Annotated in this window: 13 protein-coding genes; 2 read left to right on the plus strand and 11 right to left on the minus strand. The window is 69.3% G+C overall.

Going from position 1 to position 14718, the window contains the following annotated elements; all coding sequences use genetic code 11:
- Positions 1 to 23: 23 nt before the first annotated feature.
- From rpsP to ftsY, 10 genes are all read right to left on the minus strand, one after another.
- The gene (gene rpsP, locus GVY39_RS02505; protein ID WP_159919942.1) at positions 24 to 452 is read right to left on the minus strand and encodes a 30S ribosomal protein S16; all 429 of its coding nucleotides are present in this window, start codon (positions 450 to 452) and stop codon (positions 24 to 26) included.
- A gap of 398 nt (positions 453 to 850) precedes the next feature.
- Positions 851 to 1588, minus strand: a complete 738-nt coding sequence (locus GVY39_RS02510; protein ID WP_159919944.1) for a class I SAM-dependent methyltransferase — start codon at positions 1586 to 1588, stop codon at positions 851 to 853.
- Between the two features lie 49 nt (positions 1589 to 1637).
- A complete protein-coding gene (locus GVY39_RS02515; RefSeq protein ID WP_195070441.1) occupies positions 1638 to 2621 on the minus strand; it encodes an LLM class F420-dependent oxidoreductase in 984 nt (327 codons plus the stop codon).
- A gap of 54 nt (positions 2622 to 2675) precedes the next feature.
- Positions 2676 to 3770, minus strand: coding sequence for an amidohydrolase family protein (locus tag GVY39_RS02520; RefSeq protein WP_159919946.1), 1095 nt, complete (start codon positions 3768 to 3770; stop codon positions 2676 to 2678).
- Positions 3771 to 3959: 189 nt separating this feature from the next.
- Entirely contained in the window at positions 3960 to 5519 is a 1560-nt protein-coding gene (gene ffh, locus GVY39_RS02525) for a signal recognition particle protein (RefSeq protein ID WP_159919948.1), read from the minus strand.
- Between the two features lie 104 nt (positions 5520 to 5623).
- The gene (locus tag GVY39_RS02530; RefSeq protein ID WP_223512631.1) at positions 5624 to 5938 is read right to left on the minus strand and encodes a hypothetical protein; all 315 of its coding nucleotides are present in this window, start codon (positions 5936 to 5938) and stop codon (positions 5624 to 5626) included.
- Between the two features lie 137 nt (positions 5939 to 6075).
- A complete protein-coding gene (locus tag GVY39_RS02535; RefSeq protein WP_304654068.1) occupies positions 6076 to 8475 on the minus strand; it encodes a [protein-PII] uridylyltransferase in 2400 nt (799 codons plus the stop codon).
- 145 nt (positions 8476 to 8620) lie between these two features.
- Positions 8621 to 8959, minus strand: coding sequence for a P-II family nitrogen regulator (locus GVY39_RS02540; protein ID WP_040868325.1), 339 nt, complete (start codon positions 8957 to 8959; stop codon positions 8621 to 8623).
- A gap of 5 nt (positions 8960 to 8964) precedes the next feature.
- Positions 8965 to 10344: an ammonium transporter gene (locus tag GVY39_RS02545; RefSeq protein ID WP_304654067.1), complete on the minus strand. Its 1380-nt coding sequence runs from the start codon at positions 10342 to 10344 to the stop codon at positions 8965 to 8967.
- A 349-nt stretch (positions 10345 to 10693) separates the two neighbouring features.
- The gene (ftsY, locus tag GVY39_RS02550; protein ID WP_236565250.1) at positions 10694 to 12202 is read right to left on the minus strand and encodes a signal recognition particle-docking protein FtsY; all 1509 of its coding nucleotides are present in this window, start codon (positions 12200 to 12202) and stop codon (positions 10694 to 10696) included.
- A 193-nt stretch (positions 12203 to 12395) separates the two neighbouring features.
- Between ftsY and GVY39_RS02555 the strand changes: the two genes are divergently transcribed.
- Entirely contained in the window at positions 12396 to 12785 is a 390-nt protein-coding gene (locus GVY39_RS02555) for a DUF2237 family protein (protein ID WP_159919954.1), read from the plus strand.
- A gap of 129 nt (positions 12786 to 12914) precedes the next feature.
- Here the strand turns inward: GVY39_RS02555 and GVY39_RS02560 are convergent, their stop codons facing one another.
- Positions 12915 to 13688, minus strand: a complete 774-nt coding sequence (locus tag GVY39_RS02560; RefSeq protein WP_159919956.1) for a TetR/AcrR family transcriptional regulator — start codon at positions 13686 to 13688, stop codon at positions 12915 to 12917.
- Between the two features lie 106 nt (positions 13689 to 13794).
- Between GVY39_RS02560 and GVY39_RS02565 the strand changes: the two genes are divergently transcribed.
- Positions 13795 to 14712, plus strand: coding sequence for an NmrA family NAD(P)-binding protein (locus GVY39_RS02565; RefSeq protein WP_159919958.1), 918 nt, complete (start codon positions 13795 to 13797; stop codon positions 14710 to 14712).
- The last annotated feature ends 6 nt before the right edge of the window (positions 14713 to 14718 follow it).

The raw sequence follows: 14718 nt of genomic DNA on the forward strand, positions 1-14718 counted from the left end.
CGTGGACGGGTAACGTCGACTCATTACTCGGCGGCCTCGGCGGACTCGGCCTCTTCGGCGTCCTTCTTGGCCTTCTTCTTGGGGGTGACCGCCTCGGCGACCGGCTCGTTGTCGGCGGCGGCCAGCGCGGCGTTGAACAGGTCCAGCTTCGACGGCTTGGCCGGCTTGACCTTCAGGGTGCCTTCGGCGCCCTCGATGCCCTTGAACTTCTGCCAGTCACCGGTGATCTTCAGCAGCTGGAGGACCGGCTCGGTCGGCTGCGCGCCGACGCCGAGCCAGTACTGCACCCGCTCGGAGTCGATCTGGATGAGCGAGGGCTCTTCCTTCGGGTGGTACTTGCCGATGGACTCGATGGCCCGGCCGTCCCGGCGGGTGCGCGCGTCCGCGACGACGACGCGGTACTGCGGGTTGCGGATCTTGCCCAGGCGGGTGAGCTTGATGCGAACAGCCACTGCTGATCTGCCTTTCGTTGGTTGGTCACGACGCAATTCGGCGACCCGCATGGTCTGCGAGCCCGGTTTTGCGCTTTGGAGTGTGTGACCGCCGCGCGGTACGGAACCGGAGACGGGCTGACACTTGTCCGGAAGGACGGTGGTCCATTGTGCCAGACCCGGCGATCACGCCGGAAATCGCGTCCCGTGTTCACGAAACGGCGTCCGCCCGTCATTACCAGGCATGAGGCTCGTCCGACGCAACCGCGGGCGGCCCGCGCGCATCACTCGCGAGTGAACTCGGGCAGGAGGCCGCCGTCGAGTATGTGGCGCCGGCGTGTTCCGCGTGCTGCGCCTGATGGCCTCGGGCCTCGTCCGCGCCCTCGACTGGGGTCGGCGGACGACCCGCAGCGGTGCGATTACGCCGCAGCGGTGGCGGTGAGCGCGCGAGTGGGCACCCACGGGCCGCCCCACCACATCCGCCACCCCACGCCGCGTAGCGTGACAGCCGTCGCGCCGTCGGCCACCAGGACGGCGCGGTATTCGCGCGTCCTGCCGATATCGACGATGACCAGTTTGCCGCCGGGGCGCAGCACCCGGCACGCCTCCCGCACCGCCTTCGCACGGCCCTCGGCGGTCCTGATGGTGTGAATCGCCAAGCTGGAGACGACGACGTCGAACGCGCCGTCCGGAAACGGCATGCGGGTCATGTCGCCGGTGCGCAGCTCGACCCGGTGTGCGACGTTCTCGGCGAGGGCGTTCTGCTCGGCGGTGGCCGGGGTGTTGCCGCAGTGGTCGGCCGAGCACCACAGATCCAGGCCCACCGCGCGCCCGGCAGGCAGGCGGCGCGCGGCCGCGAGCAGCACCGCGCCGCGGCCGCACCCCATGTCGAGTAGTCGTTCGTCGCCGCGCAGGGCGAGGTCGTCGAGCAGACCGGCCCATACCCGGAACTTGCCCCGGCGGGTCGTGTGCAGGAACAACCCGAACTGCGCGGCCAGCACCACACCGATCAGCAGGAGCAGCAGACTCGGACGGACCTGCTGGAACAGTGCCACCACCAGAGCGGCGGCGAGATATCCGACCGCGAGAACTCCGAGCAACAGCAGCACCGACGGCGCGTCGATCCCGTACGACGCTCGCCACGGAGGGGCTATCATCGGCCGATTGTATCCAGCGCCAACGGCATTCGCGCCGGGTTCGCGCTCGTCAGCGCACCAGCGGAGCAAGAGTGCGCCCGGCGAGTTCGACAGCGCCCGGCTCGTGCCCGTTGAACACCATGTTGATGACGAGGCCGTCGACGCCCTGGTCGAGAACACGGGTCCGCAGCTGTTCGGCAACCTCGTCCGGCGTGCCGACGAACTGGCGGTCGGCCGGGCTCTGCGCGCGCTCGGAGTCCGACATCGCCGACAGATCGATTCCCATGCGGCCGAGGTAGTCCCGCTGCTGCTTGCGCACCAGATCACCGTCGGAGTCCATCATCACGAAGCACAGGTAGCTGGTCTCCAGGGTCTGCGGATCCCGGCCGACCTCGGCACAGCGCGCGTGCAGCGCTTCGATCTTGCGCGGCAGCTCGGAGGCGTTGCAGATGATGTTGAGGTGGTCGGCGAAGCGGGCGGCCAAGCCGAAGGTCTTCTTCTCGCCGCTGCCGCCGAGCAGGATGGGGAGGTCGTCGCGCACGCGCGGTTCGTTCATGGCGTTCTCCGCCTGGTACCACTCGCCGTGGAAGGTGGGGCGCTCACCGCGCAGCATCGGCTGAATGATCCCCAACGCCTCCTCGAGCCGCTGGAAGCGTTCGGTGAACGTGCCGAACTCGTATCCGTAGGAACGGTGCTCGAGCTCGAACCAGCCCGCGCCGATGCCCAGCACCGCGCGGCCGCCGCTGACCACGTCCAGCGTCGTGACGGTCTTGGCGAGCATGGCCGGGTTGCGGTAGGTGTTGCCGGTCACCAACGCCGACAACTGGATTCGTTCCGTTGCCGTGGCCAAGCCGCCGAGCGCGGTGTACGCCTCGAGCATCGGCTCGTCTGGCGTGCCGATGCCGGGCAGCTGATAGAAGTGGTCCATGACGAAGGCCGTGTCGAAACCGGCGGCTTCGGCCTCTCGGGCCTGCGCGACTACCGTGGGGAACAGCTCGCGCACCGACTTGCCGTAGCTGAAGTTGGGCATCTGATATCCGAGGCGAATTGTCACAGAATCCGACCTTACGCCGTATCGAGAAACGCACGAGACAACCGCGGTGACGAGTCAGCGATGGCTGGTGACCGGACCGCGCCGGTCGTACACGCGCCCGCGCAGGACGACGGCGTACGGCGTGGTGAGCGTGTCCGGGTGGATGCGGGGATCCTCCTGGTAGACGACGAAATCCGCCGGTGCGCCGGGTTCGATGCCGGGCCGTGCGAGCCAGTCGCGGGCGTTCCAGGAGGCCGCGCCGAGCGCGTCGTGCCGGGACAGGCCCGCGGCGGCCAGCGCGGCGATCTCGTCGGCGATTCGCCCGTGACGGATGGAGCCGCCCGCGTCGGTGCCCGCGAATATCGGCACGCCCGCCTCGTGCGCGGCGGCGACCGTGCCGCGCACCCGCCGGTGCAGATCGCGCATGTGCGCGGCGTAGACGGGGAATTTGCCCGCGCTGTCGGCGATATCGGGGAAGGTGTCGATGTTGACCAGGGTGGGGACCAAGGCGGTGCCGTGCTCGACCATCATCTCGATGGTCTCGTCGGTGAGGCCGGTGCCGTGCTCCAGGCAGTCGATACCGGCATTGATCAAGCCGGGCAGCGCGTCCTCGCCGAACACGTGGGCGGTGACGCGGGCGCCGTTGACATGCGCGGCGTCGATGGCCTCCTTCAGGATCGCATCGCTCCACAGGGGGCGCAGGTCGCCCACGGAGCGGTCGATCCAGTCGCCGACGATCTTCACCCAGCCGTCGCCGAGGCGGGCCTGCTCGGCGACGATCTCCGGTAGGTCGCGCTCGTCGTCGAGCTCGATGCCCAGCTCGCGGATGTAGCGCTTCGGCCGGGCGATGTGGCGGCCCGCGCGGATGATGCGCGGCAGCTCCTCGTGGTCGTCGATGAAGCGGGTGTCGATCGGCGAGCCCGCGTCACGCAACAGCAGCGCACCGGCCGAGCGTTCGGTCTCGGCTTGCGCGACGGCTCCGGCGCGGTCCTCGTGACCGCCGCCGTAGCGAATACCGACGTGGCAGTGCGCGTCCACCAGACCCGGCACGATCCACCCTGTGCCGCACAGGGTTTCGGCTCCGGGCACGGGCTCGAAGGACACCAGGCCGTCGCGCACCCAGAGATCGCGCACCTCGTCTTCGGGGAGAACAACACCTCGCAGATGCACAGCAACCTCCTGGGCCTCGTAGCTGCCTCCAACCTACTGGCCGACGCCCAAGGCGGTCATCCGCGCACGAAGCGGCTACGGGACGGCTACGTCCTCCGATCGGACCGCTCCGCCGCGCCCGCTTGCGGGCGCGCCCGAACCAGGGAATGCAACGAGCAGCTCTGGCGTGCGGAACGGAGGTGCGCTGTCCTACTTCTTCGGGAACTTCAGCTTCGACAAATCGAAGCCGTCCAAGCCTGGCGGCAGCTGATCCAGGCCGGCGGGCATGTTCGACAGGTCGGGCATTCCGGCGGGCATTCCGGGCATACCGCCCATCCCCGGGAAACCTCCGCGTACCTTCGGCGGGGTCGGGCCGCGACCCTTCTTGCCCTTCTTGCCCTTCTTCGCGTTGCCGCGACGGGAGCCGGGCAGCCCCATCTGGCGGCCCATCATCGCCATCATCTTCTTGGCCTCGAAGAAGCGGTCCACGAGCTGGTTGACCTCGGAGACCTGGACGCCGGAACCGTTGGCGATGCGCAGGCGGCGAGAGGCGTTGATGATCTTCGGGTTCTCCCGTTCGGCCGGCGTCATGCCGCGGATGATCGCCTGCACCCGATCGAGCTGCTTGTCGTCGACCTGCGCGAGCACGTCCTTCATCTGACCGGCGCCGGGCAGCATGCCGAGCAGGTTGCCGATCGGGCCCATCTTGCGGATGGCCAGCATCTGGTCCAGGAAGTCCTCGAGCGTGAGTTCGCCGCTGCCGATCTTGCGTGCGGCCTCCTCGGCCTGCTTGGCGTCGTAGACCTGCTCGGCCTGCTCGATCAGGGTGAGTACGTCACCCATGCCGAGGATGCGGCTGGCCATGCGGTCCGGATGGAAGACGTCGAAGTCCTCGAGCTTCTCACCGGTCGAGGCGTACAGGATCGGGACGCCGGTGACCTCGCGGACACTCAGCGCCGCGCCGCCGCGGGCGTCGCCGTCGAGCTTGGTGAGCACCACGCCGGTGAAGCCGACGCCGTCGCGGAACGCCTCGGCGGTGTTGACCGCGTCCTGACCGATCATCGCGTCGAGCACGAACAGGGTCTCGTCCGGTTGCACGGCGTCGCGGATGCCCGCGGCCTGCCGCATGAGCTCCTCATCGATACCGAGGCGGCCCGCGGTGTCGACGATGACCACGTCGTACTGCCTCTGCCGCGCCTCCTCGACACCACCGCGCGCCACGTTCACCGGATCGGCGGCCGAGATGCCCAGCGGATTCTCGCCACTGCCGACGGACGTGCCGGGGTGCGGAGCGTAGACGGGCACGCCCGCGCGCTCACCGACGACTTGCAGCTGGGTGACGGCGCCGGGACGCTGCAGGTCGCACGCCACCAGCAGCGGCTGATGGCCCTGCGATTTCAGCAATCGCGCCAGCTTGCCCGCGAGCGTGGTCTTACCGGAACCCTGCAGACCGGCCAGCATGACCACCGTCGGCGGGTTCTTGGCCAGGTTCAGCCGCCTGGTCTCGCCACCGAGGATGCCGACGAGCTCCTCGTTGACGATCTTCACGACCTGCTGGGCCGGGTTCAGCGCCGCGGAGACCTCCGCGCCCTTGGCGCGCTCCTTGATCCGCCCGATGAAACCGCGGACCACGGGCAGCGCGACGTCGGCCTCGAGCAGTGCGAGGCGGATCTCGCGGCAGGTGGCGTCGATGTCGGCCGGTGACAGACGCCCCTTACCGCGCAGATCCTTGAGGGCACCGGTAAGCCGGTCGGACAGGGATTCGAACACCGATCGCGCTCCTGATCTCGGGGGACGTCACATTCTCTCCCAGGGTAATGGGCTCACCCGCGTGTTCGCGCAGGCGGTGCGTCCTTCCGTGCGCCAGGGGCTTGCTAGTCGAGCACACGACGGCGCGGTTTGACCGATTTGCGGTAGTCGCGGTTCTCCGCGGCCACCATGAAGACCGCCTCGTTGGCGGTCAGGCCCAGCTCGTGGGCCAGGTCGTCGAGCACGGCCCATTCCGCCGTGCTGGGGATGAGGGAGGTGGCGACCGTCGAGGCGATCGTCATCGCGGTCACCGCCTGTTGCCCGGTCAAGGTGCGACCCGGAAGCCAGGAGACCACCCACCGGTCTCCGCCGACGCAGCGCGCCATGTGCGTGGTCTCGTCACTCGTCATCGTGGACGCCGAAACGACTTCAATTGCCACCGACCTGCTCCCCTCGTGCTCGCGATAGCCCGGACGCACTAGATCGTAGGGGTCGGTCACCGGAGCGGAGCTCAGATGTAGCAAATATCCCGCAACAGATTGGTCACTGGGTAGAAGTACAGCTGGTCGCCGCTTTCCTATTTCTCCGCACCCTCGACAGGCGGCTTCGGCGCAGTTCTGGGAACCACCGCGAGAATCGCTTTCTCGATCGCTTCCCGGCGCGCCGGACCGTCCTCGGCTCCCAGCTCGAGGCAGAAGCTGTCGACCACAGCGGACCCCATCGTGACCACCTTGGCCCATCGGACGTCGGCTCCGCAGACGGCGAGTTCGGCGGCCAAGCGGCTGAGCAGGCCGATCCGGTCCTCCGCGCGCAGTTCCAGGATCGCTTGGCCGGGCACCGCGGTGTCCGCCCAGATGACCCGGGGCTGGGCCTGGGCGTACCGGCTCCGGCCGACGGTGCTCGCCTCACGCTCGCGTTTGGCCAGCGCCGCGGGCACGTCCAGTTCGCCTGCCGTGGCACGGATCAACTCCTGGCGGAGCAGCCCCGGGTCCGGTGGGTCGCCGAATCTCGGGGCGACGACGAACGTGTCCACGGCCGAAGCGCCTTCCACGCCGAGCGCGGCCGACAGCACCCGCAGCGAATGCAGCGCCAGCACGCCGGCGGCGTCGGAGAGCAGCCCGGGGCTGTCGGGCGCGATGACGGTCACCGTGTACGTGTGCTTGCTCTCCCCCGGCTTCAGGTCGACGTGCACCCCGCCCGCCCTGGCCTTCTCGACCAGTTCCGGTGCGATCGGCTCGGGCGTCGGCAGCTGGTCGCCCGCCATCACCATCCGGCAGCGCCGAACCAGCTCGCCGATCAGCGAGGCCTTCCAGTCCCCCCAGACACCCGGCCCGGTGGCCAGTGAGTCGGCCTCGGCCAGGGTGTGCAGCAGTTCCAGCAGCTGCGGATCGCCGTCGAGCGCGTCGACGACGGAGCGCACCGTCTCCGGATCGGACAGGTCGCGCCGGGTGGCGGTTTCCGGCAACAGCAGGTGATGCCGGACGATCGCGCTGAGCGTGCGCACGTCCGACGGCCACAGACCGAGCCTGCGGCCGATGTGGGTGGCGAGTTCCGCGCCCACCAGGCTGTGATCGCCCGCGCGGCCCTTGCCGATGTCGTGCAGCAGCGCGCCGAGGGCGAGCAGGTCCGGACGGGCCACCCGGGTGCTGAGCGCGCCCGCGTAGGCCACCGTCTCCATGAGATGACGATCGACGGTCCAGGTGTGCAGCGCGTCGCGCGGGGGCAGGTCACGGACCGCGCCCCATTCCGGGAGCAATCTGCCCCACAGGCCGGTCCGGTCCAGCGCCTCGATCGCATCGATGGTGCCGCGGCCCGCGCCCAACAGGACCAGCAGGTCGTTGAGGGCGTCCTTGGGCCACGGCTCGCGTAGCTCGGGCGCGTCCTCCGAGAGCCGGTTCAAGGTGGTGGCGGACATCGGCAGGCCGGTCTGCGCCGACGCCGCCGCGACGCGCAGGATCAGGCCGGGGTCGCGCTGGGGGCGCGCGTCCCTGGCCAGCACCACCTCACCGGCATGCTCGACGACTCCTTCGTCCAGCGGCCTGCGCACCGGCATCCGGCGCAGGCGCGCCAATCCCCTTCGGGGCAGCGCGTTGGCCGCGGTGCGCAGCCCGACGTCCACGGAGTAGCTGACCGTCCGGGCCGAGTCGCTCAGGGTTCGGGCCAGATCGAACCGATCGCCGATGCGCAGGGCCGCGCCGATCTCGTCGGCGTCCTGCGCCCGCAGCTGATCACGGGAACGGCCCGCCACGCGATGCAGTTCGGTACGCACGTCCAGCAGACGCCGGTGCGCCTGCTTCAATCCGCCGCCCGGCACGTCCGGCCCCAGTCCGGGCATGGCGTCGGTCAGCTGGGCGATGGCCAGCGCGTCGAGCAGCTGGATGTCGCGCAGGCCGCCGCGCCCATTCTTCAGATCGGGCTCGGCGCGGTGGGCGATCTCACCGCTGCGCTCCCATCGGGCCTGCGCCTGGGCGATGAGATCATCGAAACGGGACCGGATACCGGTACGCCATTCCCGGCGCACCCCGCCGATCAGCAGATTGCTCAGTTCCTGGTCGCCGACGATGTGCCTGGCCTCGAGCATGCCGAGGGCGGCGATGAGATCGTCGGCGGCCACCCGCAACGCCTGCGGCACGGTCCGCACACTGTGGTCGAGTTTGATATGCGCGTCCCACAGCGGGTACCAGAGCTGGTCGGCGACCTCGGCCACCCGGGCGGGATCCACGTCGTCGTGCAGCAGCACCAGATCCAGATCGGAGAACGGCAGCATCTCGCCGCGGCCGAGACCGCCGACGGCCACCACGGCCAAGCCGCTGTCGGGCCCTATGCCCAGTTCGGCGCCTTTACTGGTGAGCCAGAGTTCGTAGAGGTCGACCAAGGCCTGGCGCAGCGACTCGGCATCCAGCCGGGGATTGCGGGGCAGGCCGCCGTCGAGCAGTTGTCTTCGCGCGCGGACCAGGTCGGCCGCCCCGTTGGACACCCTGCCGTTGCCTTCTTCGGCGCCCTTCGGACCACCGTCGTGTTCGTGCCGACTTCCCACAACCCACCGCCCATCTCATGCGCGCGGCCCCGCCCCGACCGGGAGCTCCGGCGGGAGCGGGGCCGCCGCTCGACTCGATATTCCGCTACAGCGCGTCGGTGCCGCGTTCGCCGGTCCGCACCCGGATGATCGACTCCACCGGAGTCACCCAGACCTTGCCGTCGCCGATCTTGCCGGTGCGGGAAGCCTCCACGATCACCTCCACGACCTTGTCGACGGACGCGTCGTCCACGACGACCTCGACGCGGACCTTCGGCACGAAATCGACGGAGTACTCGGCGCCGCGGTACACCTCGGTGTGCCCCTTCTGCCTGCCGTACCCTTGGACCTCGCTGACGGTCATGCCCAACACACCCGCCTGCTCGAGCCCGGACTTCACGTCCTCGAGCGTGAACGGTTTGACGATTGCGGTGATCAGTTTCATGTTCGTCATGCCTCCTTGACGGCCGAACGTGCCGTGCTACCCAGAGCGGCGAAGTCGTAGGCGGTTTCCGCGTGCTCGGATTCGTCCAAGCCCACCGACTCTGCTTCCTCGCTCACGCGCAGCCCAATGGTGAACTTCACGATATAGGCAATGATCAGCGTCGCGATGAAGGAGAAGACAAGTACCACACCGGCACCCACCGCTTGCCGCCACAGCTGGTCGAATCCGCCGCCGTAGAACAGGCCGGTCTTGGCCGCACCCGCCTCGGGCGCGGCGACGAAACCGACCAGCAGGGTGCCGACGATGCCGCCGACGAGGTGCACGCCGACCACGTCGAGCGAGTCGTCGAAACCGAACTTGAACTTCAGGCCGACCGCCAGTGCGCACAGCGCGCCCGCGACCGCGCCGACGACCAGCGCGCCGAGCACGTTCACCGAGGAACACGCCGGGGTGATGGCGACCAGACCGGCCACGATGCCCGACGCCGCGCCCAGCGAAGTGGGCTTGCCGTCACGGATCTTCTCCACCAGCAGCCAGGCCAGCACGGCGGCGCAGGTCGCGATGGCGGTGATGATGAAGGTCGAACCGGCGAGGCCACCGGAGGTCACCGCGGAACCGGCGTTGAAGCCGAACCAGCCGAACCACAGCAGACCGGCGCCGAGCATGACGAACGGCAGGTTGTGCGGGCGGAACGGCGTGCCCGGCCAGCCCTTGCGCTTGCCGAGCACCAGCACAAGGGCCAGACCGGCGGCGCCCGCGTTGATGTGCACCGCCGTGCCACCGGCGAAGTCGACGGCGAGCAGTTTGTTGGCGATCCAGCCGCCCTCGTGCACGATGTTGCCGTCGGCGTCCTTCACGTCGAAGTCGAACACCCAGTGCGCGACCGGGAAGTAGACCACCGTGGCCCAGATGCCCGCGAACAGCAGCCACGCGCCGAACTTCATGCGGTCGGCGACCGCGCCCGAGATGAGGGCGACCGTGAGGATGGCGAACATCAGCTGGAAGGCGACGAAGACGGTCGCCGGAATCGTGCCCGCGAGCGGGATGTTCACCGCTTCGGTGGTGATGGCGCCCGCCGCGTCCTTGGCCTCGGCGACGGAGTTACCACCGATCAAGCCCTTCAGCCCGAAGAACTGCGTTGGGTCACCGATCACACCGAAGATGTTGTCGCCGAAAGCCATCGAGTATCCGTACAGCGACCACAGCACGCCGACCACGCCCATGGCGCTGACGCTCATCATGATCATGTTGAGCACGTTCTTCGAGCGGACCATGCCACCGTAGAAGAAAGCCAGGCCCGGGGTCATCAGCAACACCAGCGCCGAACTCACCAGCATCCAGGCGGTGTCACCGGTATCCGGTGCACCGGTAAGTGGAAAAGCCACCTTAATGTCCTCCTCATCTCGGGCCCAGCCGATTCCGGCAAATGGACCTGAACAGAAGGGTCCTCACTCGGTGTTTCATCCGTAGAGCTGTCGTGTTTCACCTACGTGAACGGATGACGCAGCTGTGTTGCCACTACGTTTCGTCACCTACACCGAGGGTTCTCCGACGCTGTGAGTACAGCGTCCGCCGAATCGGACATTCGTTACGGCGGAAGAGGAGTCGGCAAACATTCGGGGTGTGATGGACCTCGCACCCGGGCGGCCAGCGAGTGCTCGGCGTCCGGGTGCGCGCCACTGCCCGAAACAGCGCGGGCGCGAGCCTTTTCGAGGGGCTCGGCGAGCGGGAGGCTCAGCCCAGCAGCGCGTCCACGAACGCGGCAGGCTCGAACGGGGCCAGATCGTCGGCGCCCTCACCGAGCCCGACCAGCTTCACCGGAACACCCAGTTCGTGCTGGACCTGGAAGACGATGCCGCCCTTGGCGGTCCCGTCCAGCTTGGTCAGCACGACGCCTGTGATGTCGACCACTTCGGCGAACACTCTGGCCTGGGTCAGTCCGTTCTGCCCGACGGTCGCGTCCAGCACCAGCAGGACCTCGTCGACGGCGGCCTTCTTCTCCACGACGCGCTTGACCTTGCCCAGCTCGTCCATCAGACCCGTCTTGGTGTGCAGCCGGCCCGCCGTGTCGATGAGCACCACGTCGACGCCGCGCTCGACACCCGCGGCCACCGCGTCGAACGCGACCGCGGCCGGGTCGGCGCCCTCGCGGCCGCGGACGGTGTCGGCGCCGACCCGCTCGCCCCAGGTCTGCAGCTGATCGGCGGCCGCGGCGCGGAAGGTGTCGGCCGCGCCCAGCAGCACGCGGCGGCCGTCGGCGACGAGCACGCGCGCGAGCTTGCCGGTGGTGGTCGTCTTGCCGGTGCCGTTCACGCCGACCACCAGCAGGATCGACGGGTGATCCGGATGCGGCAGCGCGCGCACCGAACGGTCCAGTTCCGGTCGCAACTGCTCGATCAGCACGTCGCGCAGGACGGCGCGCGCCTCATCGGTGCTGCGCACGCTGCGCGCCGCCATCTCGGCGCGCAGCCGGGAGACGACGGCCGTGGTGCTCGCGGTGCCGAGGTCGGCCAGAACGAGGGTGTCCTCGACCTCTTCCCACGAGTCGTCATCGAGGTCGCCGCCGCCGAGCAGGCCGAGCAGGCTCTTGCCGACAGCGTTCTGCGACCGGGACAACCGCCCCCGCAGGCGGACCAGGCGACCGGCGGGGGGCTCGATCTCCTCCAGCGCGGCGGGAGCCTCGACGCCCGCGGGCGTGTCGGGAGCGACCACGTCGGGAGCGGCGCCGACCGCGTCGGTAGCAGCGGTTTCGGCGGTGGCGGGCTCGGCGTCGGCCGTGGCCGGTGCGGTGTCGGCTACCGAGCTCTCCGGCGACTGGACCTCATCGGCCGTCGGCGGCACTGTCTCGGCCGTCGACGCGTCCGCCCCGGGTGCGGTGGCGGGTTCGGCGCCACCCGACGCGGCGGGCGTCTCGGCGACGTCGGCCTCCGGCAACGGGACGTTGGTGATACCGCGCTTGGGCGCGTCGCGCGGGATCGCGGCGTCGTCGCCGACGTGCGGCTGTCCTTCGGTATCGGTGCGCTCGACCGGTTGTGGTTCGGTCGCCGTCCCGCCCCGGCTGAAGTTGAATCCGCCGGAGGCGGTGTACCCACCGGACCGGTCGGTCACCTCCTTGTCCGGCGTGGGCGGAGTCAGCGACACGCGGCCGCGCTTGTACCGGACGAAACCGGCGACGAGCACGACGAGCAGCAGCGCGGCGACCGCGGCGATCAGGATCCAGACTTCGGGACTCACGCGGACCATCCTTGCAGACCGACCGTCACGTGTTCGGCCCCGAGCCGCACCCGGCGCGCGAGTCGCGCCACCGCGCCGACGCCGCGAACTCGGTGAACACCGCTGGTACCGGGCCTCGGACCCGCCCGCGCGGGCACCGACACAGCCCTCCAGATTTCTTGTCCTGCGGAACTTCTCGCGAAGGGACAATAGGATCGGCGACGTGACCGATCGAAACGTGCTTGGGGGGCCGCTGGAAGAGTGCGGCACCGATCCTCTCACCGGCTTCTACCGGGACGGCTGCTGCAGTACCGGGCCGGAGGATTTGGGCAGCCACACCGTGTGCACCGTCGTCACGGCAGAGTTCCTGGAGCATCAAACCTCCATCGGCAACGACCTGAGCACGCCGCGACCGGAGAACAACTTCCCCGGCCTGCAGCCGGGCGACCGGTGGTGCGTGGTGGCCGTACGGTGGCTGCACGCACACGAGGACGGCGTCGCCGCGCCCGTTGTGCTGGCGGCCACGCACGAGAACGCCCTGGAAGTGATCTCGATGGACATCCTGCGCAAGTACGCCGTCGACGTGCCCGACGACGTCAGCGACCTGCTGTGAGCAACCCGTAAACCCCCTCTTCGGCCCGCGGCGGGCGCCGCGAGACCACCGGCTCGCGCCGATCGCGGACCGGGCCCCGATCGGTCCGTGGCGCATCAGAGCACCGGATGACACAAATGCGCCATCCGGCTAGCGAGCCGACGCGACACGCCGACGATGAGCCTTCTGACGACAGGCCGCGGAGCAGTACCTGGCCCGGCGGCCCGTCCCGGCCCGGGGCACCTCCCCGTGACACATCGGACAGCGCCCACTTCCAGTTTCGTTACGGTCCAATGATTCGTTACGGTTCTCGGGCCGAACCTCCGGTTTCGTCACTCCCGGCTGATCCGGCCGAGCGCGCAGCGCGTCGAGCACGATCGCCGCGGTGCGGTCCACACTCCCCCGCGTCTTGCGGAGCTGTTGGATAGCGACGCATCCGGTGAAGATCGCCAGCACGTCGTCGAGCTCGATGTCGGCTCGGACCGCACCCGCCTGCTTGGCCGCGGCGAGCAGGGCTTCCAGCGAACGGTGGAAACGCACGCCCGCGCTGTGCAGGAGTGCGCGCGGCCAGCCGTCGTCGGACTGGACCATGTCACAGAGCGCCTGGTTACCAGGCGTCGTGGCGATCACCGCGGTGCAGAAATCGAAGAAGGCCGCACCCGGGTCCGGTGCGCCGATATGCTCGGCGGCCAGTTTCGCCAACCGATCGATGCGTTGCTGCATAACGGCTTCGAGCAGGTCGGCCTTCGTCGGGAAGTGCCGGTAGACGGTGCCCGCGCCGACGCCCGCCCGGCGGGCCACCTCCGCGAGCGAGACCGAGGCGCCCTGCTCGGCGAAGGCGCGCTGCGCGGCTGCCAGCACGAGCGCGCGATTGCGCCGGGCATCAGCTCGCGATGTCCCGCCCGGGGCGAGAGATGTGGTCATTTCGTTACGCCTCTCCGAAAAGGGACCTGGTCGATCGGGTCGAGCCACCCGTATCGTCCGAATCCGGGTCACACGACCCGATTCTATCGAGCAGAGAAGGCGGAGCATGTCCCCTCAGCACAACCTGATCCTGGTCACCGGAGCCACCGGCAAGCAGGGCGGCGTGACCGCCCGCAGGCTGTTGGCGGACGGCACGGCGGTGCGCGCGCTGGTCCGCGACGCGCATGCGCCCGCCGCACAGCAGTTGGCCGCGGCGGGCGCCGAACTCGTCGTCGGCGACTTCGACTCGCCCGAGACGTTCCCCGCGGCGCTGGACGGTGCCACCGGATTGTTCCTGGTGCCGCCCGCCGCGTACAGCCCGCAGGGCTGGGATGTCGAAGTGGAAGCCGCGCGCGGAGAGTCGCTGGTCGCCGCGGCGCGCCAGGCTGGTGTCCGGCAGATCGTGTTCACCGGCATCGCCTCGATGAACGACGACGTCTCCTGGGGCGCCAGCGGCAAGAAGCGCATCGAAGACGCCGTCATCGCCAGCGGCGCCCGCTACACCCTGCTGCGCCCGGTGCGCTTCATGGAGAACTACCTGCTGCGCACGTCACCGGTCGACGGCATCCACGATGGCGTCCACCGGCACCTCTTCCCGGCCGAAGGACCGATGAAGGTGATCGCCCTGGCCGATATCGGCGACATCGCCGGTCTCGTCTTCGCCGATCCGGGCCGATTTCACGGTCGCGTCCTCGAACTCGCGGGCGACGCGCTCACCCCGCCCGCGGCCGCCGCGGCGATCAGCGCGGCCACCGGCCATCCGGTCCGCTATCAGGAGATCGGCGAAGCAGACGCGGACGCGCTCGGCGTGGCGATCGGCAACACCTGGCGACTGCTGCGCCGGACCGGCGGCTGGCGGGCCGACATCGAGGAGATCCGCGAGATCCATCCCGGCTTGCGGACTTTCGACACCTGGCTGGCCGAAACCGGTGCGGCGCAGATCAAAGCCGTACTGGAAAGCGAAAAGGCTGGTGTCGCGGAGTGATTCGAT

This window comes from Nocardia sp. CY15 (genome assembly GCF_009829295.1).
In the GTDB taxonomy this organism is placed as follows: Bacteria; Actinomycetota; Actinomycetes; order Mycobacteriales; family Mycobacteriaceae; genus Nocardia; species Nocardia sputi.

Excerpts from the sequence above, each read along its gene's own strand:
- GVY39_RS02560 (WP_159919956.1), bottom strand. The coding sequence starts at position 13,688 with ATGACCACATCTCTCGCCCCGGGCGGGACATCGCGAGCTGATGCCCGG.
- ftsY (WP_236565250.1), bottom strand. The coding sequence starts at position 12,202 with ATGGTCCGCGTGAGTCCCGAAGTCTGGATCCTGATCGCCGCGGTCGCC.
- GVY39_RS02510 (WP_159919944.1), bottom strand. The coding sequence starts at position 1,588 with ATGATAGCCCCTCCGTGGCGAGCGTCGTACGGGATCGACGCGCCGTCG.
- GVY39_RS02540 (WP_040868325.1), bottom strand. The coding sequence starts at position 8,959 with ATGAAACTGATCACCGCAATCGTCAAACCGTTCACGCTCGAGGACGTG.
- GVY39_RS02565 (WP_159919958.1), top strand. The coding sequence starts at position 13,795 with ATGTCCCCTCAGCACAACCTGATCCTGGTCACCGGAGCCACCGGCAAG.